23 protein-coding genes are annotated in these 23,389 nt (G+C 73.7%); 16 read left to right on the top strand and 7 right to left on the bottom strand.

The features are described 5' to 3' along the window. Position 1: 1 nt before the first annotated feature. The 4 genes from JJI54_RS21335 to JJI54_RS21320 all read right to left on the bottom strand — a co-directional run bounded on the left by JJI54_RS21335 (position 2) and on the right by JJI54_RS21320 (position 4,511). The gene (locus tag JJI54_RS21335) at positions 2-1,234 is read right to left on the bottom strand and encodes an MFS transporter (protein WP_203075091.1); all 1,233 of its coding nucleotides are present in this window, start codon (positions 1,232-1,234) and stop codon (positions 2-4) included. A 39-nt stretch (positions 1,235-1,273) separates the two neighbouring features. Continuing rightward, the gene (locus tag JJI54_RS21330) at positions 1,274-1,597 is read right to left on the bottom strand and encodes a hypothetical protein (protein ID WP_203075090.1); all 324 of its coding nucleotides are present in this window, start codon (positions 1,595-1,597) and stop codon (positions 1,274-1,276) included. A 36-nt stretch (positions 1,598-1,633) separates the two neighbouring features. Then, positions 1,634-3,712: a protein-disulfide reductase DsbD family protein gene (locus JJI54_RS21325; RefSeq protein WP_203075089.1), complete on the bottom strand. Its 2,079-nt coding sequence runs from the start codon at positions 3,710-3,712 to the stop codon at positions 1,634-1,636. A gap of 124 nt (positions 3,713-3,836) precedes the next feature. Continuing rightward, positions 3,837-4,511, bottom strand: a complete 675-nt coding sequence (locus JJI54_RS21320; RefSeq protein ID WP_203075088.1) for a DUF4189 domain-containing protein — start codon at positions 4,509-4,511, stop codon at positions 3,837-3,839. Positions 4,512-4,678: 167 nt separating this feature from the next. On the opposite strand from JJI54_RS21320, the gene hrpB reads away from it, so the two are divergent. From hrpB to JJI54_RS21260, 12 genes are all read left to right on the top strand, one after another. Next, entirely contained in the window at positions 4,679-7,162 is a 2,484-nt protein-coding gene (gene hrpB / locus JJI54_RS21315; protein ID WP_203075087.1) for an ATP-dependent helicase HrpB, read from the top strand. Between the two features lie 83 nt (positions 7,163-7,245). Further along, a complete protein-coding gene (locus JJI54_RS21310) occupies positions 7,246-8,352 on the top strand; it encodes a trypsin-like peptidase domain-containing protein (protein WP_203075086.1) in 1,107 nt (368 codons plus the stop codon). 30 nt (positions 8,353-8,382) lie between these two features. Further along, positions 8,383-9,156, top strand: a complete 774-nt coding sequence (locus JJI54_RS21305; protein ID WP_203075085.1) for a C13 family peptidase — start codon at positions 8,383-8,385, stop codon at positions 9,154-9,156. 63 nt (positions 9,157-9,219) lie between these two features. Next, positions 9,220-10,005, top strand: a complete 786-nt coding sequence (locus JJI54_RS21300; protein WP_203075084.1) for a C13 family peptidase — start codon at positions 9,220-9,222, stop codon at positions 10,003-10,005. A gap of 91 nt (positions 10,006-10,096) precedes the next feature. Further along, positions 10,097-10,777 (top strand): winged helix-turn-helix domain-containing protein, encoded by a 681-nt coding sequence (locus tag JJI54_RS21295; protein ID WP_092955877.1) that lies wholly within the window; start codon positions 10,097-10,099, stop codon positions 10,775-10,777. A gap of 37 nt (positions 10,778-10,814) precedes the next feature. After that, the gene (locus JJI54_RS21290) at positions 10,815-12,215 is read left to right on the top strand and encodes a sensor histidine kinase (RefSeq protein ID WP_203075083.1); all 1,401 of its coding nucleotides are present in this window, start codon (positions 10,815-10,817) and stop codon (positions 12,213-12,215) included. Between the two features lie 100 nt (positions 12,216-12,315). Beyond that, positions 12,316-12,570, top strand: coding sequence for a hypothetical protein (locus JJI54_RS21285; protein WP_203075082.1), 255 nt, complete (start codon positions 12,316-12,318; stop codon positions 12,568-12,570). A 15-nt stretch (positions 12,571-12,585) separates the two neighbouring features. After that, positions 12,586-13,710, top strand: coding sequence for a YbfB/YjiJ family MFS transporter (locus JJI54_RS21280; protein ID WP_203075081.1), 1,125 nt, complete (start codon positions 12,586-12,588; stop codon positions 13,708-13,710). A 268-nt stretch (positions 13,711-13,978) separates the two neighbouring features. Next, on the top strand, positions 13,979-15,163 hold the full coding sequence (locus JJI54_RS21275) for a CaiB/BaiF CoA transferase family protein (RefSeq protein ID WP_203075080.1): 1,185 nt from the start codon (positions 13,979-13,981) through the stop codon (positions 15,161-15,163). A gap of 4 nt (positions 15,164-15,167) precedes the next feature. Continuing rightward, positions 15,168-16,076, top strand: coding sequence for a hydroxymethylglutaryl-CoA lyase (locus tag JJI54_RS21270; protein WP_203075079.1), 909 nt, complete (start codon positions 15,168-15,170; stop codon positions 16,074-16,076). A 47-nt stretch (positions 16,077-16,123) separates the two neighbouring features. Further along, the gene (locus tag JJI54_RS21265; RefSeq protein WP_203075078.1) at positions 16,124-16,636 is read left to right on the top strand and encodes a CHAP domain-containing protein; all 513 of its coding nucleotides are present in this window, start codon (positions 16,124-16,126) and stop codon (positions 16,634-16,636) included. Positions 16,637-16,713: 77 nt separating this feature from the next. After that, positions 16,714-17,691 carry a Bug family tripartite tricarboxylate transporter substrate binding protein gene (locus tag JJI54_RS21260; RefSeq protein ID WP_203075077.1) on the top strand — a complete coding sequence of 326 codons (978 nt, stop codon included), beginning with the start codon at positions 16,714-16,716 and terminating at the stop codon, positions 17,689-17,691. A gap of 18 nt (positions 17,692-17,709) precedes the next feature. Here JJI54_RS21260 and JJI54_RS21255 read toward each other — a convergent pair whose 3' ends face one another. The 3 genes from JJI54_RS21255 to JJI54_RS21245 all read right to left on the bottom strand — a co-directional run bounded on the left by JJI54_RS21255 (position 17,710) and on the right by JJI54_RS21245 (position 20,389). Then, positions 17,710-18,774, bottom strand: coding sequence for a PAS domain-containing protein (locus JJI54_RS21255; RefSeq protein ID WP_203075076.1), 1,065 nt, complete (start codon positions 18,772-18,774; stop codon positions 17,710-17,712). Between the two features lies 1 nt (position 18,775). Next, on the bottom strand, positions 18,776-19,189 hold the full coding sequence (locus JJI54_RS21250; protein ID WP_203075075.1) for a hypothetical protein: 414 nt from the start codon (positions 19,187-19,189) through the stop codon (positions 18,776-18,778). 192 nt (positions 19,190-19,381) lie between these two features. Further along, positions 19,382-20,389, bottom strand: coding sequence for a TerC family protein (locus JJI54_RS21245; protein ID WP_203075074.1), 1,008 nt, complete (start codon positions 20,387-20,389; stop codon positions 19,382-19,384). Between the two features lie 471 nt (positions 20,390-20,860). Between JJI54_RS21245 and JJI54_RS21240 the strand changes: the two genes are divergently transcribed. The 4 genes from JJI54_RS21240 to mtnC all read left to right on the top strand — a co-directional run bounded on the left by JJI54_RS21240 (position 20,861) and on the right by mtnC (position 23,374). Continuing rightward, positions 20,861-21,133 carry a twin-arginine translocase TatA/TatE family subunit gene (locus JJI54_RS21240; RefSeq protein ID WP_203075073.1) on the top strand — a complete coding sequence of 91 codons (273 nt, stop codon included), beginning with the start codon at positions 20,861-20,863 and terminating at the stop codon, positions 21,131-21,133. A 279-nt stretch (positions 21,134-21,412) separates the two neighbouring features. Beyond that, complete coding sequence (locus JJI54_RS21235) at positions 21,413-22,033, top strand: methylthioribulose 1-phosphate dehydratase (protein WP_203075072.1); 621 nt, start codon at positions 21,413-21,415, stop codon at positions 22,031-22,033. Further along, positions 22,030-22,569, top strand: a complete 540-nt coding sequence (locus JJI54_RS21230; protein ID WP_203075071.1) for a 1,2-dihydroxy-3-keto-5-methylthiopentene dioxygenase — start codon at positions 22,030-22,032, stop codon at positions 22,567-22,569. Before JJI54_RS21235 ends, JJI54_RS21230 begins: the two co-directional genes overlap by 4 nt. A 127-nt stretch (positions 22,570-22,696) precedes the next feature. After that, positions 22,697-23,374, top strand: coding sequence for an acireductone synthase (gene mtnC, locus JJI54_RS21225; RefSeq protein ID WP_203075070.1), 678 nt, complete (start codon positions 22,697-22,699; stop codon positions 23,372-23,374). The last annotated feature ends 15 nt before the right edge of the window (positions 23,375-23,389 follow it).

Here is a 23,389-nt window from a genome sequence, read left to right as displayed (position 1 = left end):
GCTACGCGGTGGCCTTCGCCGGCCACCGCCGCAGCGACCAGAAGCAGGCCGCGCCCGTCGCATAGGCGGCGATGGAGAGCAGGAAGGCCGGGCGGTAGCTGCCGGAAAGGTCGAAGGCCAGGCCGGCGCCCCAGGACCCCAGCGCCGCCCCCAGCCCCGACCCCACGGTGATGACGCCGAGGATGGTGCCGAGCCGGGGGCCCGGGAACAGGTCCGCCGTCTTCGCCGTGATGGCGGGGCCCCGCGCGCCCCAGGTCAGGCCGAACAGGATGCCGTGCAGCCACAGCAGGACGTGGTCGCCCGGGCCGGTGATGGCCAGCGCGCAGCCGCAGCCGATGATGGAAATGCCATAGGCCAGCAGGGCCGAACGCTCCCGCCCGATATGGTCGGACAGCGTGCCGGTCAGGATCACGCCCGGCAGGGCCAGGAAGCTGCCCGCCCCCAGGACGCCGGCGGCATAGAGCGGGTCGAACCCCGCATCCACCGCGAAGGCGATCTGGTGGAGGGAGACGAGGAAGCTGCCGACGCTGGTCAGCATGTAGACCAGGAACAGCACCCAGAAGCGCCGCGTGCGCACCGCGGCGGCCAGCGTCCATTGCGGGCCGGTGGCGGGGGCGGCGGCCGGGGCGGGGCCTTCCGCCCGCGGCGGCTTGCGGCGGAACAGGGCCGCCAGCGGCAGCGTGACGGCGGCCAGCGCGGCGGCTTCCACCAGCGTGGCCATCCGCCAGCCGACGCCGCTGATCAGCAGCTGCGCGACGGGGGCGGAGACGGCGCGGCCGAAGGCGTTGGCGGATTGCAGGATGGAGATCGACATCCCCCGCCGCCCCGGGAACAGCCCCGCCACTAGCGGCACGAAGACCAGCAGGCCGAGGCAATTGGCCCCCACCGTCATCACCACGCCATACAGCAGCACCACCTGCCACAGCGCCCCTGCCTGGGAGGTGCCGATGAGGCCCGCCAGCAGCAGGCCCGATCCCAGCAGCACCATCCGCGACGGCCCGATCCGGTCCACCAGGTAGCCGACGAGCGGCGAGCTCAGCCCGGCGACCAGCTGCGCGACGGAATAGGCGAGGGAGGCTTCCGCCCGCGTCCAGCCGAATTCCGCGATGAAGGCCAGCAGGAAGACGGTGTAGGCGTGCATCAGGCTGGCGCCGATGCTGAAGGCGAGGAAGGCGCCCCCCAGCATGATCCACGCGTGGTTGGTCGGCCGGTCGCGCGCTTCGGGGGGGTGCATCGGCCGGGATGCTACGGGCACCCCGGCGCGGCGTGCAATTCAGCGGTACGGGTAGCCGCCCCGCGGCTGGCGCGGGTCGATCAGGATCTGCGGATCGAAGGGCATGGGCGTCATGCCCTGGTTCGGGATGGTCGGCGATGCCAGGGCTTCCCCGCAGGAGGGGCGGAGGATGCCGCAATCCCAGCGATGGCCGGAAGGGACGCCGGTGATGCTGCCGCCGCGTTCATACCGGCATTCGCAGAGCTTGCCCGACATGCAGGCGACAGTGCCCGCCCGCGCCGGCCCGCAGGCCGGCGGCTGCTGCGCCAGGGCGGGCCAGGACGACGCGGCGATCGCCACGGCCAGGAACATTGCGCGGATCATGCCCCGCACCCTGCGCGGGATGCATGACCGGAGTGTTTACGACCCGCCCAGCGCGTCGAGGACCAGGCCCTCGGTCAGGATCTGCGGCAGCAGCACCGGCGCGGCGGCGCCCGGCGCCCAGAACAGGTAGAGCGGCACGCCTTCCCGCCCCTGGTCGCGCAGCAGGGCCGTGATGGCGGGGTCGCCGCGCGTCCAATCGGCCTTGAGGTAGGCGACGTTGCGCGCGGCGAAGGCTTCCCGCACCGCGGGGCCGCGCAGCGCCACGCGTTCATTCACCTGGCAGGTGATGCACCAGGCGGCGGTGGCGTTGACGAAGACGGGGCGGCCCTCGGCGCGGAGTTGCTCGACCCGGGCGGCGGACCAGGGCTCCGCCCCCGGATCGGCGGCGGCGGCCGCGGCGGGGGCGGCGGAAAGGCGCGGCAGCAGGGCGATGGCGACCACCACCGCGATCCCCATGCCGATGGCGCCCGCGATCCGCCCGCGGCCCGCGCCCCCTTCCGAGGAACCGGCGCGCTGCGCCAGGCCCAATCCCCAGAGGCCCGCGGCCAGCACCACGGCACCGCCGAGGCCGAACAGCACGCCATCCGGCCCCGCCTGCTGCGCCAGCACCCAGACCAGCCAGGCGGCCGCGCCATACATCGGGAAGGCGAGGCCCTGGCGCAGCCGCTCCATCCAGGCGCCGGGTCGGGGCAGCAGCCGCGCCGCGGCGGGGAACACGCCGAGCAGCGCATAGGGCAGCGCGAGGCCGAGGCCGAGCGCCAGGAACACCGCCATGGTCCCGGCCGGCGGCATGACCAGCGCCGCGCCGAGCGCGGCGGCCATGAAGGGCGCCGTGCAGGGGGTGGCGAGCAGCACGGCCAGCCCGCCCGTGGCGAAGGCGCCGAGATGGCCGCCCCGCCCGGCCACCGACTGGCCGGCGCCGACCGTGGCCCCCATGGCGAAGACGCCCGAGAGGTTCAGCCCCACCGCCAGCATCAGCCAGGCCATGGCGGCGACGAAGGCGGGCTCCGTGAACTGGAAGCCCCAGCCCACCGCGCTGCCCCCCGCCCTGAGCGCGATCAGCGCGCCGCCGACCAGCGCGAAGCAGGCCAGCACGCCGGCCGTGTAGCTGGCCGCATGCCACCGGACCTCCCGCGCCGCGCCGCCGGACAGGCGCGCGAGGCCGATCGCCTTCATGGCCAGCACGGGGAAGACGCAGGGCATGAGGTTGAGGATGAGGCCGCCGGCCAGCGCCAGCAGCATGGCGTGCCACAGCGCGAGGCCGCCCGCGGCCTCCGGCGGCCCGCCCACGCCGGTCGCGACATCGAAGCCCGCGCGCTGGCCGCCGCCATCGCGCAGCACCACCGTGCCCTCCAGCGACGCCGGCGTCGCGACGCCCTGGGCCAGCGTCAGGCCGATGGTCAGCGACCCGTCCCGCACCACCACCGCCTGGGGCGCGGTGTTGTCCAGCACGCCGGGCTCCGCCGGGAAGAACAGCGCGTCCTTCACCGCGGCGGGGGCGATGCCGGCGCCGGTGAGGGTCAGGCTGGCGCGGCCCGCCCCGGCGCCCGCCCGGGCCTGCCAGGGGGAGGGCCGGGCGAGGCGCGCCTCCGCGGCCTCGAACCACGGCGCCGCGATGGGGGAGGGGACGGCGCGGGGGGCGAGCGGCAGGGTGAGGGTGAAGACCCCTTCCTCCGGGATGCAGACATCGGCGCAGACCAGCCAGGTCGCCTCCGCCCGGATGGAGAGGCTGTCGCCCGTGAAGCCGGCGGGGACGGCCACCGGCAGGGGCAGCAGCACCTCGTTCTTGTAGCCGTAGTTCACCAGCGGGCCGTAGGGGATGCGGTCCGGGATCGGCCACTGGATCGCGCCGGCGGCGACGCCCTCGGGCAGCGCCAGCGTCACCTCCGGCGGCGCGCCCGCATCGCCGGCATTGCGCCAGTAGCTGTGCCAGCCCTCCGCCAGGCGAAGCCGGAGGCCGAGCCGGAAGGACTCGCCGGGCGCGACGGCGGCGACATCGGCGGCGAGGCTGACCGTCGCGCGGGGGGAGCGCACCGGCGTGCTCTCCACCGCCTGGGCGGCGAGGGGCAGGGCAGCCAGGGTCAGGCCGAGCAGGAGGGCCGGGAAGCGCGACATGGAGTGGGTGTAGCACGGAACGGGCCCGCGGCAGCGCCAGGGACAGTTGCGGCGTGTAACGAGGCGGGGGGCGCTGCCCCCCGCACCCCCTGCCAGCGGCGTGACGCCCCTGGACCGTCGGCCGTCAGCCGCGCTGGCCGGCGCAGGCGGCGGCGACGACGCGGCAGTTGGCCTGGGGGTCGCGGGAACGGCACTCGGCCAGCGCGGCACGCTCCGCCTGGTCCTGCCGCGGGCCCGCGCCGGCGGAGAGGCTGGTGACGACATAGGAATTGGGGTCGCTGCTGATGAACAGCGCCCATTGGCTGCGCTTGTAGCCCTGCGCCACCGCGCCACAGGCCTCCGTGAACTCGGCCAGCACCCGGCAGCCCGGGCCGGCGGTGGTGCAGGCGCGCTCCGCACCGCGATGCGCGGCCAGGCGGTCCGCCTCCCCCACAACCATGCCGAAGGCCGTGGAGGGGGTTCGCGCGCCATAGATCACGCCATGCGTCGCCGCCGGGCGGGCGATCCGGGCGGTCGCCACGGGCTGCACCAGCGCATCCCGCCCGCGGCCCGTCGCCTCCGCCGTGCCCCGCTCCCCCTGGCTGCGCAGGTAGGAGACGGCGGCATCGCAGCGCACCGAACAGGCCTGGGCGGCATTCGGCGCGGCGCCGCCGGGGCGCGAGGCGGCGGTCGCCAGGCACTCCGCCCGGCACAGCGCGGCGGTGTCCCGGTGCGGCCCGGGCGTGCGGCTGGACTGCTGGGAGGCGAGGGCCGGCAGGGCCATCAGGCAGAAGGCGGCGGCGAGGCTGGCGATACGCATGGTCCGGGTGTTCCTGGCGGTGCGGCGGTCACGACCGCCTTCGTCGCCGCCCTTCTGCACCAGGCCGCGCCTCGGGCGACTTCGCGCCATGCCGCCGGGTTGCACCGCCGCTTCGTGCGTTTCATGGCATGTGACATCTGTTTCGCGGGGCGTTACGCCACGCCGCCATGACCAAGCCCAAGCCCCCCTTGGCCGATCTCCCCGTCACCGAGGCCCTGCCCCGCCTGGCCGAGGCGCTGCGCGCCGGCAGCAACGCCGTGCTCGTGGCGCCCCCCGGCGCTGGCAAGACGACGCTGGTGCCGATCGCGCTGATGGCGGAGCCCTGGGCGGAGGGGGCGAAGATCCTGGTGCTGGAGCCCCGCCGCGTCGCCGCCCGCGCCGCCGCGCGCCGCATGGCGGACCTGGTGGGGGAAGGCCAGCCCGGCGGGACCATCGGGCTCGCGACCCGGCTGGACCGGCTGGTCTCCGACCGCACGCGGGTGGAGGTGGTGACGGAGGGGCTGCTGGTGCGGCGCCTGCAATCGGACCCGGGCCTCGATGGCGTGGCCGCGGTGCTGTTCGACGAGGCGCATGAGCGGAACCTCGACACCGACCTGGCGCTGGCCTTCTGCCTCGATCTGCAGCGCGAACTCCGCCCGGAACTGCGGCTGCTGGCGATGTCCGCGACGCTCGATGTCGGGCGCTTCGCGGCGCTGCTGGGCGATTGCCCCGTGGTGGAGAGCCTGGGCCGCGCCTTCCCCGTCACGGTCGAGCACCGGATGCGGGATTTCCAGGACCCGCGCGACCTGCCGGAGGCGATGGCGAGCGCGATCCGGGGCGCGCTGGCGGACCACCCCGGCGACGTGCTGGCCTTCCTGCCGGGCTGGGGGGAGATCCGCCGCACGGCGGAGCGGCTTTCCGGCATCGCGGCGGAGGTGCTGCCCCTGCATGGGGAGATGCCGCCGGCGGAGCAGGACCGGGCGCTCAACCCCTCCGACCGCCGCAAGGTGGTGCTGGCGACCTCGATCGCCGAGACCTCGCTGACCGTGCCGGGGGTGCGGATCGTGGTGGATGGGGGGTTCCGGCGGACGCCGCGGCTCGACCCGGCCTCGGGCCTCGCGCGGCTCGTCACCACGCGGATCAGCCGCGCGGCGGCGGACCAGCGGGCGGGGCGCGCGGGGCGCACGGCGCCCGGCGTCGCGATCCGGCTCTGGACGGAGGCGCTGCATCGCGGCCTGCCGCTGCAGGACCGGCCGGAGATCCTGGAGGCGGAGCTGTCGGGCCTGGCGCTGGATTGCGCGGCCTGGGGGGCGGAGCCGGCGCAGCTTTCCTTCCCGGACCCGCCGCCGGCGGGCGCGCTGGCGGCGGGGCGGGCGCTGCTGCGGGACCTCGACGCGGTCGACGAGGAAGGGCGCATCACCGCCATGGGCCGCGCCATGGCGCGCATGGGCACCCACCCGCGGCTCGCCCGCATGCTGCTGGCCGCGGCTGACGAAGGGGAGAAGGCGCTGGCCGCGGACCTCGCCGCGCTGCTGGAGGAGCGCGACCCCATAAGGGGGCGGGAGGCGCCGGCGGACATCAACCTCCGCCTCGAATTGCTGCATGGCGGCGACCATCGGGATGCGGACCGCGCCACCATCCACCGCATCGCCCGCGCCGCGGCGCTGCACCGGCGGCGGCTTCGCCTGCACGGCAATGCCCTGCCGGGGGGGGAGGCCGGGCCGCTGCTGGCGGCGGGGTTTCCGGACCGGATCGCGGCCCGGCGCGGCACGATGGAGGGCGCGTTCCGCCTGGCCTCCGGCCAGGGGGCGCGGCTGCCGGCGACGGATCGGCTGGGCAAGGCGCCGCTGCTGGCGGTGGCGGACCTCGAACTCCAGGGCACGGAGGCGCGCATCCGCATGGCGGCGCCACTCGATCGCGCGGCGCTGGAGGCGCGCTTCCCCGACCGGCTGCGGTGGCGGGAGGAGGCGGCCTTCGACGCCCGCGCCGGTGCCGTGCTGGCCCGGCGCCGCCTGACCTTCGGGCCGCTGGTGCTGGAGGAACACATCCTCGCGAGCCCGGATGCGGAAACCGTGGCGAAGGCGCTGGCCGCCGCCATCGCGGAGCGGGGGTTCCGGGACCTCGACTGGACGGAGGCCGCGAAGCAGTGGCGCGCGCGCATCGGCTGGATGGCGAAGGTGGAGCCGGGCGAATGGCCGGACCTGTCGGATGCCGCGCTGGCGGCGACGGCGGCGGCGTGGCTGGCGCCGCACCTGCATGGCCGCACGAAGCTCAGCGAGGCCAAGGGGCTGGACCTGCTCGCCATCCTGCGGGGCATGGTCCCGCATGCGCAGGCCCGGCGGCTGGATTCGGCGCTGCCCGCGCGGCTCGACCTGCCGGCGGGCCGCAGCGCCGCCATCGACTATGACCGGGAAACGCCGACGCTGGAGGCGCGGGCGCAGCACCTGTTCGGCGTCGCCTCGCTCCGCCCGCTGGCGGAGGGCCGCGTGAAGCTGAATGTCGCGCTGCTGTCCCCGGCCGGGCGGCCGGTGGCGGTGACGGCGGATCTCGCGGGCTTCTGGCGCGGCGGCTGGGCGGATGTGCGCAAGGACATGCGCGGCCGCTATCCGAAGCATCCCTGGCCGGAGGAGCCCTGGGCCGCGGCGCCCCCGCCGCCGCGGCACCCCGCGTGAATCGAAGACCCGGCTTTGCCAGCATGGCGTGCGGGGCCGAACGGACTATATCCGCCCTGGTTGCCCCTGATCCCGGAGCCCGCATGTCACAGCGTCTCAGCCGTCGTGCCCTGGCCGGCCTTGTCCTGGTTCCCGTCGTCGGCTGCGCCGCCCCGCCGGCACGGGCCCAGCGGGGCGGGCTGGCCTCGCTGCCCGATTTCGCGGACCTGGCGGAGCGCGTGCTGCCGGCGGTGGTGAACATCGCCGTCACCTCCGAACAGCGGGGGGAGATCCCGCCCGAGCTGCGCGGCACGCCCTTCGAGCGCTATTTCCGCGACCGGTTCCGCGGCCGCGGCCAGCCGGTCTCCGGCGCCGGGTCGGGCTTCATCATCGATCCCTCCGGCCTGGTGGTCACCAACAACCACGTGATCGGCAATGCCACGCGCGTCGTCGTCGCGCTGCAGAACGGGCAGGAATACCAGGCGCGGCTGGTGGGGGTGGATGATCTGACGGATCTGGCGCTGCTGCGGGTGGAAGCGCGGGGCGCGCTGCCTGCCGTGCCCTGGGGCAGCTCGGCCTCGCTGCGGGTGGGCAACTGGGTGCTGGCGGCGGGCAATCCCTTCGGCCTCGGGGGGTCCATCACCTCCGGCATCGTCTCCGCCCGGGGGCGGGAGATCGGGGCGGGGCCCTTCGACGACTTCATCCAGACCGATGCGCCGATCAACCCGGGCAATTCCGGCGGGCCGCTGTTCAACACGGCGGGCGAGGTGATCGGCATCAACACGGCGATCTACTCGCCCTCCGGCGCCTCCGCCGGCATCGGCTTCGCGGTGCCCTCCGACCTGGCGCGGGGCGTGATCGACCAGCTGCGCAGCAGCGGGCGGGTGGAGCGCGGCTGGCTCGGCGTGTCGGTGCAGGATGTGGGCGGGCCGGAGGATGGGCCGCGCCGGGGCCCGGCGGCGCCGGCCGCGCCACGGGGCGTGCTGGTGGCGGGGGTGGAGCGCGGCAGCCCGGCGGCACGGGCGGGGCTGCGGCCCGGCGACCAGGTCGTTGCGATCAATGGCGACAAGGTGGAGACTTCCCGCGCCCTGGTGCGCGGCATCGCCGCCATCGCGCCGGGGCAGACCGTGCGGCTGTCCATCCTGCGGGAGGGGCGGCCGAGCGAGTTGCCCGTGCAGGTCGGAAGGCGGCCGGCCCAGCCCCAGGGGTAGCGCAGCCCGGCGGCGATCGGAGTGCGTGCCGTGCGTCGATTCGCCCCTCTGCTTGCCGTCCTGCTGGTGGCGGCCTGCGCCGCGCCGCCGCCCCCACCCTATGCCGGGCCGGTGCATGAGGCCTCGGCGCTGGCGGCGACGAAGTGGCGGGCGGTGCTGGTCGCCGGCAACCCGACCCTGCCGGTCTGGGACAATGCGACGCGGCGGCTGGCCGCCGGGCTATCGGCCGCCGATGCCGGCGTGCCCGGGCACGTGACGCGGCTGACGGTGCGGCGCGACGGGCAGGCGAGCGGCGCGCGCCGGGGCGGCCATGACGCAACACTCGCGGCGATCCGGCAGCTGCGCCCGGGCCCCGGCGAGGGCTGCCTCGTCTTCCTCACCATGCATGGATCGCCTTCCGGCACGCTGGTGTTCCAGCCCGGGGGGCAGGAATTGGCGCCGGCGGCGCTGGACGCCGCGCTGGTGGAGGGGTGTGGCGATGCGCCGACGATGGTCGTCGCCTCCGGGTGTTACAGCGGGCGCTTCGCGGAGGGGACGATGGCGCGGGCGAACCGCGTGGTGATGACGGCGGCGCGACCGGACCGGCCCTCCTTCGGCTGTGACGCGGGGTTCGAGCTGACGGTCTTCGACGATTGCCTGCTGCGCGCCCTGGCGGCGGGCGGGCCGGTGCCGGCGGTCTGGGGCAGCACCACGGGCTGCGTGCAGGCGGAGGAACGGCGCCGCGGCCTGGCGCCGCCCTCGGAGCCGGTGCTGCATCTCGGCCCGGCGATCCGCGACCTGCGCCTGCCGCCGCTGCGCGGCTGACGACGGATTTGAACGAGCCCCCGGGCCCTGGCAGGCTATCGTCGCCGGGATGAGAGGTGCCGCATGAGAATCCCCCGCCTGCTTGCCGCCCTGGCCGCGCTGGTCACGCTGAGCCTGCCCGCCGCCGCGCAGCAGCCCGGCATCCGCTGGCGCGCGGTGCTGGTGGCGGGCGATCCCTCCCTGCCCGTCTGGGACAATGCGGCGCGCGCGATGGCGGAGCGGCTGACGGCCGCGGGCATCACCGTGCCCGGCCAGGTGACGCGGCTGTCCGCCCGGCCGCAGGAGGCAGCCTCCGGCGCCCGGCCCGGCGGGCTGATGCAGGCGATCGAGGCGATCCAGGGCCTGCGCCCGGCGGCGGGGGAGGGGTGCCTGGTGTTCCTGACCATGCATGGCGCGCAGAATGCGGGGCTGGTCTTCGTACCGGGGAACCAGGTGCTGACGCCCAACCTGCTGGACAAGGTGCTGCAGCTCGGCTGCGGGAATGCGCCGACGCTGGTGGTGGCGTCCGGCTGCTACACCGGCGACTTCGCCACCGGGACCATGGCGCGGGACAACCGGGTGGTGCTGACGGCGGCGCGGCCGGACCGGTCCTCCTTCGGCTGCGGGGCGGGGTTCGAGCTGACGGTCTTCGACGATTGCCTGCTGCAATCCCTTGTCCAGGGCGGGCCGGTGCTGGGGATCCGGGAGCGCACGCGGGATTGCGTGCAGGCGGAGGAGACGCGCCGGCGCGTGGCCCCGCCCTCGGAGCCCGCGGCGCATCTGGGCGCGGGGCTGCGGGACCTGGTGCTGCCGCCGATGCCGGCGCCCGCCGCCGCGCCGGCCCCGCCGCGACGTTCCAAGACGGGGTGACAGCGTCCTGTAAGCTCTTGCTTTCGGGGGCGTTGCCGCTGGGCCGCCCCAGGATTACTGTCCGCAATCTCTCTGGATTGGTGCGAACGGCATGAGAATCCTTCTGGTGGAGGACGACGCCGAGGTGGCCCGCTTCGTGAAGAAGGGGCTGCAGGAGGCGGGGCATACGGTGGAGCATGCGCCGAATGGCCGGGACGGGCTGTTCATGGCGGCCTCCGAAAGCTTCGACGTGCTGGTGCTCGACCGCATGCTGCCCGGCGGCGTGGATGGCGTGCGCCTGGTGGAGACGCTGCGCGGCCAGGGCAACCGGACGCCCGTGCTGTTCCTCTCCGCCCTCAACGCCGTCGATGAACGGGTGAAGGGGCTGAAGGCCGGCGGCGACGACTACCTGACGAAGCCCTTCGCCTTCGCCGAGCTGCTGGCGCGGGTGGAGGCGCTGGGCCGCCGCCCGGCGGCGGAGGTGCCGACCACGCGGCTGAAGGTGGCGGACCTCGAGCTCGACCTGCTGTCGCGCACCGTGACGCGGGGCGGGCGGAAGGTGGATGTGCAGCCGCGGGAATTCCGGCTGCTGGAGCACCTGATGCGCCATGCCGGCCAGGTGGTGACGCGCACCATGCTGCTGGAGAAGGTCTGGGACTATCATTTCGACCCGCAGACCAACGTCATCGACGTGCATGTCAGCCGCCTGCGGCACAAGCTGGACAAGGGCTTCGACAAGCCGCTGATCCACACGGTGCGCAACGCCGGCTACATGATCCGGGCCGAAGCCTGAAGCGCCGCAAGGCGCGGATGCGGCCGGGGATGGCGTGATGCCGAATACGTCGCCGGCCAACCTGCCGCTGATCGGCCTGCTGCGCAGCGCCTCGGGCCGCTTCGCGCTGCTGTTCACCGCCATGTTCGCCGCCGCCGCCACCGCGGCCGCGGTGGTGCTGTGGTGGAACACCGCCGGCGCGCTGGACCGGCAGACGGATGCGGCGATCCGCGCCGATGCCACCGCGCTGGTGGAACGGCAGCGGGATGCGGGGCTGACCGGCCTGGTCGCGGCCATCGAGGATCGCCTCGCGCTCGATGTGCAGAATGAGAGCCTCTACCTGCTGCTCTCCCCCGATCGCCGCGTGCTGGCGGGCAACCTCGCGGTCTGGCCGGCGGAGGCCGAGGCCGATGCCGCCTGGATCCGCATGCCGCTGCTGCGCGACGGGACGGAGAGCGAGGCGCGGATGCTGCGGGTGGAGCTGGCGGGGCAGCTCCGGCTGCTGGTCGGGCGCGACGTGGCGGAGAAGCTGCGGCTGCGCGGCCTGCTGAGCGAGGGCATCGCCTGGGCGGCCTCCTCCTCCGCCGCCATCGCGCTGCTGGGGGCCTGGCTGCTGCGGCGGTCGCTGGAGCGGCGGCTGATGCCGGTCTATGGCACGGCGGCGGCGATCGCGGCTGGCGACCTCTCCCGCCGCGTGCCGCTTTCCGAACGGCAGGACGAATTCGACCGGCTCGGCATGACGATGAACGCCATGCTGGATCGCATCGCCACGCTGATGGAGGGCGTGCGCGGCGTGTCCGACGCCATCGCGCATGACCTTCGCACCCCCATCGCCCGCGCGCGGGCGAAGCTGGAGGAGGCGCTGGGCGACGCGGCGGATGAGGAGGCGCTGCGCGCCGCGGTGGAGCAGGGGATCGCGGATCTCGATGGCATCGCGCGCGTCTTCAAGGCGGTGCTGCGCATCGCGGAGGTGGAGGCGGGCGCCCGCCGCGCCGCCTTCGCGCCGGTGGACATGGCGCCGACGCTGGCGGATGCGGCCGACCTGTATGGCGCGGCGGCGGAGGCGCGGGAGCAGGTGCTGGCGGTGGACCTGCCGGAGGCGCTGAACCTGGTGGGGGACCGCGACCTGCTGCTGCAGGCCGTGGCCAACCTGCTCGACAATGCCTTGAAGTTCACGCCGGATGGCGGGCGCGTGGCGCTGTCGGCGCAGGTGCTGGAGGGATCGGTCGAGATCGCGGTGGCGGATGACGGGCCGGGCCTGGCGCCGGAGGACCGGGCGCGGGCCGGGGAGCGGTTCTTCCGGGCCGATACCTCCCGCAACACGCCGGGCTCGGGGCTTGGCCTGTCGCTGGTGCGGGCGGTGGTGGCGCTGCATGGCGGGGAGGTGGTGCTGGAGGATACGGTGCGCGGGCGCCAGCCGCCGGGGCTGACCGTCCGGCTGCGCCTGCCGGCGGGATGAGGCGCGGGCGCATGGTCGTTGCGCCGGCGGCGTGCCGGATGACGGCACTTTCACGGGAAGGCCACCGCCATGTCCGGGTGCGGTTTGCGATGATCCGGGCATGCGGTTGCCCTCCCTCCTCTTCGGTGTCGCCCTGGCTGCCCCCGCCATCGCGGACCAGCCGCTGCGCGTCACCACCGACAGCCCGGAGTATTGCGGCTTCCTCGCCGCCCGGCTTTCCGCGCAGCAGGGGGCGGACCAGCAGGCCATGGCGCTGGCGGCGGAGGGGCTGCGGCTGTGCGACAGCGGCCATATCCGGACCGGCATCGCGAAGCTGCGCCGGGCCTTGCGCGCGGCCCGCGCCCAGGGGGGATAGGGCGCACCCGTTTCGATGAGCTGGTGGCGGCCGGCGGTGGCGGGCTGGGGGGCGATCTGCGCCAGCATCGGCCTGGCCCGCTTCGCCTATGTGCCGCTGTTCCCGGCGATGGTGGCGGCCGGCTGGGTGGATGGCGGGGGCGGCGGCTTGCTCGGCGCCGCCAACCTGGCGGGCTACCTGGGTGGCGTCATGGCGGGGCGGCGGCTGGCGCGGCGCGTCGGCGTGCCGCGGGCGCTGGATGCCGGCATGGCGCTGGCGGCGCTGTCCTTCGCCGCCTGTGCGCTGCAGGGGGGGCTGGCCTGGTTCTGCCTGTGGCGGGGGCTGGCGGGCGTGGCGGGCGGGTTCCTGATGGCGCTGTCCGGCCCTTCCGTCCAGGCGAGCGTGCCGGCGGAGGCGCGGGGGCTCGCTGGCGGCATGGTCATGGCCGGGGCGGGCACGGGGGTGATGCTGGCGGGGCTGCTGGTCCCGGCCCTGCTGGGGGGCGGGCTGGCGGTGGCGTGGCTCGGCCTGGCGGTCGCGGTGCTGGCGATCTGGCTGGCGGTGCGCCCGTGGTGGCCGGACCCAGCCGCGGTGCCGGCGCCGGGGCCGGGGGAATCGGTGCCGCGCGCGGTGCGGCTGCTGCTGGCCTATGGGCTGTCCGGCGCCGGGATGGTGGCGCCGATGGTCTATCTGGCGGACCTGGCGGTGCGGGGCCGGGGCATGGCGGTGACGTCGGGCAGCCTGGTCTGGGTGCTGTTCGGCGCGGGGGCGGTGGCGGGCACCTTGCTCGGCGGGCGGATCGCGGGGCGGATCGGCGGGCGGCGGGCCCTGCCGGCCTGGATGGTGGTGCAGGTGGCGGCGCTGTCGGCCGCGCTGGTGCCGTGGTGGGGGGCGCTGCTGCTGGCGGCGCCGCTGGGGGGCTTTGCGGGGGTCGGCGCCACGGCGGTGACGCTGGTGGCGGCGCGGGAGGTGGCGGGGGTGCAGGCCTCCGTCGTCTGGGTCCGGGCCACGGCGGGCTATGCCATCGCCCAGGCCGGCACGGCCTTCGCGCTGGCGGGGCTTTTCGCGGCCACGGCGGAGAGCCATGCGGCGGTCTTCGGCGCGGGCCTGGTGCTGTCGGCGGCGGCGCTGCTGGTGGCGTGGCGGGGCCGGGGCGGCTGAAAAAAATCGGCCGGAGCTTCCAGGGGAAGCCCCGGCCCAGTTGGAGGGTGCCGGCGAGATCGGGGGGAAGTGGCCGGCACCCGGGAGGGAGAGACGGGCTGCGAAGATCGGCAACCCGAGGGTGTTATCGCGCGGCGTGGTTTCCCGATCCTTTCCGGGGGGCCAACTTTTCGGCTTCCGCCATCGAATCCGCGTGAGGAGGCCCCGGCTGGCGATGCGCGCGCTTTGGGGTAAGGGAGGCGGGGACGACGCCGGGACGGGACAGAGCATGACGACGCCGCGGAACCTGCCGCTCAAGGGGCTGAAGGTGGTGGAACTCGGCCACTACATCGCCGGGCCCTTCGCGACCCGGCTGCTGGCCGACCTGGGTGCCGAGGTCATCAAGGTGGAGCCGCCGGAGGGCGACCCGATCCGCGGCTGGGGCAGCCGGCACAATGGCCATCCCGTCTGGTTCAGCATCCATGGGCGCAACAAGCTCTCCGTCACGCTCGACCTGAAGAAGCCGGAGGGGCGGGAGCGGCTGCGGAAGCTGTGTGCCCGCGCCGATGCGCTGGTGGAGAATTTCCGGCCCGGCTACCTGGAGCGCATCGGGCTGGGGCCGGAGGCGCTGCACCAGGCGAATCCGCGGCTGATCATCGCCCGCGTCTCCGGCTATGGGCAGGACGGGCCCTATCGCGACAAGCCGGCCTTCGGCGCGATCGGGGAGGCGATGGGCGGGCTTCGCCACCTGACGGCGACGCCGGGGGTGACGGAGCATGCGCCGCCGCGCTGCGGCGTTTCCATCAGCGACGACCTGGCGGGGATGTACGCGGCGCTGGCCGTCGCTTCCGCCTGCTGGGGGGTGAAGGGCGACCCGGCGGCGAGGGGGCGGGTGATCGATGTCGATCTCGTCTCCTCCGTGTTCAGCCTGATGGAGGGGATGCTGCCGGAATACGGGCTGACGGGGGCGATCCGGCAGCCCGCGGGATCGGCGATCCTGACGGCGGCGCCGACCAACACCTATCTCTGCGCGGATGGGAAGTGGCTCTGCGTCGCGGGCAATTCGGACCTGATCTACCACCGGCTGATGACGCTGATCGGGCGGGAGGACCTGCGCGACGATCCGCGCATGGCCGATAATCGCGGCCGCTGCGCGCATGCGCCGGAACTGGATGCCGCGATCGGCGAATGGACGCGCACCCTGCCGGCGGCGGAGGCGCAGGAGAGGCTGGAGGCGGTGGATGTGCCGTGCTCCCGCCTTTTCGACATGCGCGACTGCGCGGAGGACCCGCATTTCCGCGCGCGGCAGACGGTGATGGAGGTCAAGGACCCGGTGATCGGCGCGACGCTGCTGCACCCCGCGGCCCCCTTCCGCTTCGATGGCATTGAGCCGCGGGAGATGGTGCGCTGGACGGGACCTGAAGCGGGCGCCCACAACGACCATGTGTTCCGCGAATTGCTGGGAGAGGAATGACGCCATGGATGCCGTGATTTCCGAGGTCGCGCCGCGCGACGGGCTGCAATCCATCGGCCCCTTCGTGGCGACGGAGACGAAGATCGAACTGGTGCGGAAGCTCCATGCCGCGGGGCTGCGGCGGATGGAGGTGGGCAGCTTCGTCAACCCGAAGGCCGTGCCGCAGATGGCGGATACCGCGGCCGTGCTGAAGGCGGCGCTCGCCCTGCCGGGGCTGGAGAGCACGGTGCTCGCGCCGAACCGGAAGGGGTTCGAGATGGCGCGGGACGCGGGGGCGCATCGCGTCGGCGTCTTCATGTCGGTGACGGAAAGCCACAACAAGGCCAATGTGAACCGCACGCGGGAGGAGAGTTTTCTCGATCTGTCAGGCATCGTGCGGGACGCGGTGGCGTCCGGCATGAAGGTGCGATTCAACCTCTCCTGCGCCTTCCATTGCCCCTTCGAGGGCGTGGTGCCGGAGCATGACGCGCTGGACTGGGTGGAGCGCGTCGTGGCGCTCGACCCCACCATCGAGATCGCGATCTGCGACACCACCGGCAATGCGGCGCCGGACCAGGTGGGGCGCGTCTTCGACCATGCGATCCGGTCCTGGCCTGGCGCGGATGGCAAGCCGCGCATGGCCTTCCACGGGCATGACACCTACGGCATGGGCGTCGCCAATTGCGCGGCGGCGTGGGAGGCCGGGTGCCGGGTGATCGACAGCGCGGCGGGCGGCCTCGGCGGCTGCCCCTTCGCGCCGGGGGCGACGGGCAATGTGGCGACGGAGGACGTGGCCTGGCTGATGCGCCGCATGGGGGTCGGCACGGGGATCGACTGGGCGAGGCTGCTGGAGGCCGCCGACTATGCCGCCGCCATCCCGGGCGCGCTGCCGGGCGGGCGGATGCGGGCGGTGCCGGCGGCGCGGGCGGCGTAGCGCGCTTCGCCGTGGCGCCGCCGTGATTGCGGCGCTAGAACAAGCGCATGCGCGCCGTCCTTGCCATGCTGCTGCTGCTCGGCCTGGCGGCCTGCGGGTCCTCCCGCCAGGCCGGCCCGGCGACGGGCGCGCCGGCGCCACACCGGGCGGAGCTGGGCGAGCCGATCTCCTGCGTGCCCTATGCCCGCGCGCGGTCGGGCATCAGCCTGGCGGGCGATGCCTGGCAATGGTGGGACGCGGCGGCCGGGCGGTATGAACGGGGGCGGGCGCCGCAGGCGGGCAGCGTGCTCGTCATCAACCGCACCGCGCGCATGCCGTCGGGGCATGTCGCCGTCGTCTCCCGCGTGCTGAACAGCCGGGAGGTGCTGGTGGACCACGCCAATTGGGCGTCCGGCGCCGCGCGGGGCCGCATCGCGACCGACCAGCGCGTGGTCGATGTCTCCCCGCGCAATGACTGGTCGCTGGTGCGCGTCTGGTATCCCCGGATCAACGACCTTGGCACCACCGCCTTCCCGGCGCGCGGCTTCGTGCATTCGCGGATGGCGATGGCGGGTCGATAGCGCCGCTTCCCGGCGGGGCGCTGACAGCGGAGGCGTGGCAAGGCATTCTCCGGCGCAACGTCCTGGGAGGATTCCGCATGCGCCTGACCCGCCGTGGCCTGGTCGCCACCACCGCCGCCCTTGCCGCCGCGCCGCGATGGTCCGCGGCCCAGCCCGCCTGGCCGGACCGGCCGGTGCGCGTCATCGTCGCCTTCCCCGGGGGATCGACGCCGGACATGGCGGCGCGCGCCGTCACCGGCCATTTCGCGACCGCCTTCGGCCAGCCCTTCGTCGTGGACAACCGCGCGGGCGGCGGCGGGGCGATCGGGACGGAGGCGGTGGCGCGGGCGACGGATGGCCACACCATCGGCGTGACCATCGGCGGGCCGGGCAGCACGGCCAAGGTGCTGAACCCGGCGCTCGGCTACGATCCGGCCGTGGACCTCGCCCCGATCTCCCTGCTCGCGCGGCTGCCCTTCGTGCTGGTGGTGCATCCCTCCGTCCCCGCGCGGACGGTGCGCGAGCTGTTCGACCATGCCCGCGCCAATCCGGGCGTGCTGAACTACGGCTCCACCGGCCCCGGCACGCTGTCCCACCTGGCGACGGAGGATCTGGCGGCGGCGGAGCGGTTCCAGGCGGTGCATGTCTCCTACCGCGGCGTCGCCCAGGCGGTGCTGGACCTGGTGGCGGGGCGCATCCAGGTCTTCATGGCACCGCTGGCCGGCGTGGCGGGCCAGGTGCGGGAGGGGACGCTGCGGGCGCTGGCCGTCACCGGCCCCACCCGCATCCCGCAACTGCCGGAGGTGCCGACCCTGCGGGAGGCCGGCGCGCCCGGGGAGCCGGTGGTGGCCTGGATCGGGCTGTTCGGCCCGGCGGGGATGGCCCCCGACCGCATCGCCCGCCTGGCCACGGAAGCCCGCGTGGCGCTGCAGAACCCGGAGCAGCGCCGGGTGCTGGAAGCCGCGGGGTTCGAGCCGGTGGGCAGCAGCCCGGCCGATTTCGCCGCGCTGCAGAAGGCGGAGATCGAGCGCTGGGGCGGGCTGATCCGCCGGCTTGGCGTGCGGCCGGATAGCTGAGCGGCGGCGCCTGGCGCCTCAGGCCGCGATGCCGGTGGCGATGGCCTGGGCGACGCGGCGGCCGAATTCGGTGACGAAGACGCGCCTGATGGCCTGGGCGGCGCGAACCAGGGCCGCGTTGTGCCGGGGTTCGTCGTCATCGGCGAACCAGACGATGAAGCTGTCGTCGCGGCCGCGCTTCAGGATATCGGCCGGGCCGAGCAGCGGGCGCACCGCGTCCTCCACCAGGGTCGCCGCGCGCTGGGCGATGCGGGGCCAGTCATCCGGCAGCGCGTCGCGGTAGCGGTGCAGGCTGATGGTGCGCACCTGGGCCACGGCGGCTTCGGGGCCGCCGCGCCGGCTGCCGCAGACCGGCAGCAGGGTGATGACGCGCAGCTGGCGGTCGCTGGCGCCGTTCAGGATGGCGGCGTGCTTCACGGCCTGGAAGCGCGTGCCGTCGCGGGCGATGGCGGTGATCTCCATCTGGAAGGGCTTGCCGTCCACCGCCTGCTGCAGCCGCGCCGCCTTGACGGCGCCGGCGGGATCGGGCGGCAGCAGCGCGTCGAGGTGCAGGCCCTGGAGGTTGCCGGTGTCGTAGCCCATGGCCTTCTGGAAGGCGGCATTGGCCAGCAGGATGAAGCCGTCCTGCCGCACCACCACGACCGGCGTGCTGAGATGCATGAAGACGGAGGCGAGCATGCGCTGCGCCTCGGTGCGGCGCATCACCTCCCGCCGCGCCTCCGTCAGCTCGCTGACGTTCTGCACCACCGCCATGAAGGTGTCGGCGTTGATCTTGCTGATGTCGAGCATCAGCGTGACGCGGGGCTTTTCCAGGCTGACCGTCACCTGGTCCAGGATCCGCCCGGCCGGTTCGGCGAAGCGCTGCACATGGTGGCGCAGATCCGGCGCGGCGGCGGCCAGCAGGGTGAAGATGCTGGTCATGTCGCCCTGCGGGGCCAGCGGCATCAGCAGCGACGCCGCCGCCGGGTTGGCCATGGCGATGGCGCCGTCCGGGCCGAACTTCACGATTCCGATCGGCACCAGGTAGAGGAACTCGATCAGCGTCTCGTAGCTGGGGTCGCCGGCGGCGGTCGGTGCCGCCATGTCAGACCCGCCTTTCGATGACGAGGTACATGCGCGGCGCCGCCGCGCGCCGCAGCAGGCGGAGCTTCACCTTGCAGGGCGCCATCCGCAGCGTGAGGACGTAGTCCACCACGGCGTCGAGCTCCGGCTCCGTCGCGTAGCGGTGGGCGACGAGGAAGTTGTTCATGCAGGGGGCGACGGTGCCGAAGAAGTCCCGCCCCAGCACGCGGTCCTGGCTGAGGCCGCTGAGGCGCGATTCGGTGGCGCCGTAATGCAGCACCTGCCCATCGGGGGAGAGGGTGACGACGCCGTAGGGCAGGGCGTCGATCGCCGCCGGCGCCGCGGCCAGGAGCCAGTCGAAGAGGCCGGGGGCGAAGGCATCGGGGGGCGGGGGCGCGGCATCGGCATCCGCCGCGGTGTCGATCGCGTCACTCATGGGGCCGTCCTTGCTCGCAGCGCCTTCCCAGGCGGGAGGGGATAGGGCGGGCCCGGTGATTATTCGCTTAAGGCCGCCGGCCTTCCGCCCAGGGACGGGCTGGCTGGCGGGCGGGCGGCATGAAAAAGGGCTGGCCGGCATCGCTGCCGGCCAGCCCCCCGTTCCGCCTGCGCCCTGACGGGCGGGCGCGTGTCAGGCCGTCGCTTCGCCCGGCGGGTCGTTGCGGGTCTTCCACAGGCTGTAGAAGACGCCGCCCGCGATCAGCGCCAGGGTGACGCCGAGCGAGATGGCCGGGTCCACCTTCCCGAAGATCTGGTTCCAGAAGATCTTGGCGCCGATGAAGACCAGCACCATGGCCAGCGCGTACTTCAGGTAGTGGAAGCGGTGCACCATGGCGGCCAGCGCGAAGTAGAGGGCGCGCAGGCCGAGGATGGCCATGATGTTCGCTGTGTAGACCACGAAGGTATCCGTGGTGATGGCGAAGATCGCCGGCACGCTGTCCACCGCGAAGACCAGGTCGGCGATGTTGATGACGACGAGGGCGAGGAACAGCGGCGTGGCCCAGGCGACCACCTTGCCGGTCTTGGGGTCCGGCGCGCGGATGAAGAACTTCTCGCCATGCAGCTCGTCCGTCACGCGCATCCGCTTCTTCAGGAAGCGCACGACGGGGTTCTTCGAGACGTCCTGGTCGCCTTCCGGCACCACCAGCATCTTGATGCCGGTGGCGATCAGGAAGGCGCCGAAGACGTAGAGGATCCAGCTGTATTCCTGCACCAGCGCGGCGCCGATGCCGATCATGATGCCGCGCAGCACGATGACCGCGATGATGCCCCAGACCAGGGCGCGGTACTGGTACTTCCGCGGGATGGCGAAGAAGCCGAAGATCAGGCTGATGACGAAGACGTTGTCGATCGACAGCGCCTTCTCGATGAAGAAGCCGGTGAAGTAGGTCAGGCCGGCATGGCTGCCGTCCTCGGTCGTGATGTAGCCGGCGTCATAGGCCCACCAGATGGCGCCGCCATAGATCATCGCGAAGGTGATGTAGAAGGCGGAGAGCCAGAGGCTTTCCGCGATGCCCATCTCCTTGTCTTCCTTGTGCAGCACGCCGAGGTCGAAGGCGAGCAGGGTGAAGACGATGGCGAAGAAGCCCAGCCACATCCAGACCGGCTTGCCGATCCATTCGGCCACAAGGAATTCCATGGTCGTTCGCTCCGGGCGCCCGCGCCTGCCCCTTGGGGCGGACGGCAGGGCATGGTTGGGGTGTCCCGGCGCGGACACGATCCGGGCCGGGTCGTGCTTGGTCTCTCTGACGATCCGACATCGCGGCAGGCGCGCGGCCATGTGGCACGCGCCTGGACGCCAGAGGGGCCCGGATCGGCGCCCCCATAGCCACTGAATTACGCCTGCGCAATCCCTAATCCACAAAACGGGCAGAATCAGCCTGCGCCGGTTCGGCCCCCCGCCTGGGGGCAGGCTGGCAGCAAAACGCTAACGACCCGTGTCCAGGGGCGGCGGCAAAATGGCCGCCCCCCCGTTGTCTCCAGATGACGGACGCGCCATGTGTCGGTTTGCGCCGGGCGGGGACGCGCTCTAGTCTCGCGCCTGGAAATTGTCCGGTCCGCCCCAGGGGTTCACCCTGGAAGCGGGCCCCTTTGGGATCGAGGCGTCACGATGGGTTCCTTCAGCATCTGGCACTGGCTCGTGGTGCTGCTGGTCATCCTGCTGCTGTTCGGCAGCGGCAAGATCAGCGGCCTGATGGGCGACCTGGCCAAGGGCATCAAGTCCTTCAAGCAGAACATGAAGGAGGACGAGGTGAAGGACGCCTCCATGGCGGCCGACCCCGCGGCGCAGACGCCGGCGCAGCCCGCCGGCTCCATCGCCGCGCCGGGCGCCCAGACGACCGGCGCCGCGCCGGCCGCCAACCCGTCCCGCCCCGCCGCCTGACCAGGCGGCCCCGCGCCCCCGCCGCCTGACCAGGCGGCCCCGCGCCCCCGCCGCCTGACAGGGCGGCGCCGCATCGCGGTTGCGGGCGCGGAGGGCGCTGCCGGCGGCCTGCCCCGTGCCGGCCCCGCATGGAAACGCCCCGTTGTGACGGGGCCGCGCGCCGACCCCGTCTCCGGGGCCGGCGCGACGCATGTCGGGGGTAGCGCGCCGCCGCGGATGGCGCGGGCCTTGCCATCGGCGCGGCGGTGGTGTTCTGCCAGCGCCGCAGCTTGCCGAGGAATGCCTGGCGTGATCCCTGACCATGTCGAGGTCGCCATCATCGAGGTCGGCCGCCGCCTGGACCGCCAGGGGCTGGTGCCGGCGACGGCGGGCAACTTCTCCATCCGGCTGGATGCGCGCACGCTGGCCGTCACCGTCTCCGGCCGCCACAAGGGCTTTCTCAGGTCCGGCGATGTCATGGTGGTGGACATCGACGGGCGGCCGCTGACGGCGGGCAAACGCTCCTCCGCCGAGACGCTCCTGCACTGCGGCATCTACCGGAAGTTCCCCGAAGCCGGCGCCGTGCTGCACGGCCATTCCATCGCCAACACCGTCATGTCCCGGGCGGCGGAGGGGGAGGGCATCCGGCTTGCGGGCTATGAGCTGCTGAAGGCCTTCCCCGGATTGCCGACGCATGAGGCGGAAATCACTGTCCCGGTGGTGGAGAACGACCAGGATATTCCCCGCATGCAGCGGGGCCTGGACCTGCTGTGGGATGGCATGGCAGAGCCTCCGCCGGGCTACTTGATCCGCGGCCATGGGTCCTATGTCTGGGCCGCCGACATGCCGGGGGCGCTGGCGCGCCTCGAAGCCCTGGAATTCATGCTGGCCTGCGAGATGCAGGAAAGGAGGATGCGATGAGCCGCCTGACCATCTGGGACGCCTCGTCCAACAGCCAGGTCCTGGCCACCGAGGACCCCGGCGAGATCGCCGCGAAGCTCAAGGCGATCGGCGTGCGGTTCGAGCAGTGGCCGCGGGCCGACCTGCCCGACGATGCCGATGCCGATGCCATCCTGGCCGCCTATCGCCCGCACCTGGATGCCTTCCTGGCCAGCACGGGCGCGGGCACGGCCGATGTCATCAAGCTGACGCCCGACCACCCGATGAAGGACGCGCTGCGCGCCAAGTTCCTGTCGGAGCACACGCATACCGAGGACGAGGTGCGCTTCTTCCACGCCGGCACCGGCAATTTCGTGCTGCACATGGACGGGCAGGTCTTCGACGCGCATTGCGGCCCGGGCGACCTGATCAGCGTGCCCGCGAACAGCAAGCACTGGTTCGACGCGGGCGAGAACCCGAACTTCGCCGTGGTGCGCGTCTTCACCGACACCACCGGCTGGACGCCGCACTACACGGGCACGGACATGGCGGAGCGTTTCCCGGCCAAGACGATCTGATGCCTCAGACGCCGGCGCGCGCTCCGCGCACTTGGCTTTCGCGCAGGCGACCGGTGCGCCCGGTTGCGCTGCCGGGTCCTGCGCGGGCCGCATTCGCGGCCTCGGCCCGCGACGCGGGCCGCCTGCCATGATCTCGACGGTCCTGACGGATATCGAGGGCACGACCAGCGCCATCGCCTTCGTGAAGGAGACGCTGTTCCCCTTCGCGGAGGGGGCGCTGGCCGGCTTCCTCGAGGCCCGGCGCGATGACCCGGAGGTCGCGGCGATCCTGGCCGAGGTGCCGGGCCCCGATCCGGTGGCGACGCTGCGCGGCTGGATGGCGGACGACGTGAAGGCCACGCCGCTCAAGACCCTGCAGGGGATGATCTGGGAGGCGGGCTTCCGGGACGGGCGGCTGCGCGGGCATCTCTGGCCGGATGTCGCGCCCTGCCTGCAGGCCTGGCACGCGGCGGGCGTGGCGCTCGCGGTCTATTCCTCCGGCTCCGTCGCGGCGCAGAAGCTGCTCTTCGGCCATAGCGAGGCCGGCGACCTGCTGCCGCTGTTCAGCGGCTTCTTCGACACGCGGGTCGGCCACAAGCGGGAGGCCGCGTCCTATGCCGCCATCGCGGCGGCGCTCGGGACCCCGCCCGCGGCGATCCTGTTCCTGTCCGACGTGGCGGAGGAGCTGGATGCCGCGGCGGCGAGCGGCCTGGCCACCTGCCAGCTGGTGCGCCCGGCCGATGGGACCCGTCCCGCCGGGCGCCACCCCGAAGCGGCGGACTTCCCCGCCGTGGCGCGGCTGTGCGGCCTTCCGGCCACGTCCTGACGCCCTCTGTCGCAA

Origin of the sequence: Falsiroseomonas ponticola, assembly GCF_016805305.1 — a bacterium.
Taxonomy (GTDB): Bacteria; Pseudomonadota; Alphaproteobacteria; order Acetobacterales; family Acetobacteraceae; genus Falsiroseomonas; species Falsiroseomonas ponticola.
The sequence above is the reverse complement of the archived record's forward strand: the minus strand, read 5'-3'. Positions and strand labels throughout refer to the sequence as shown.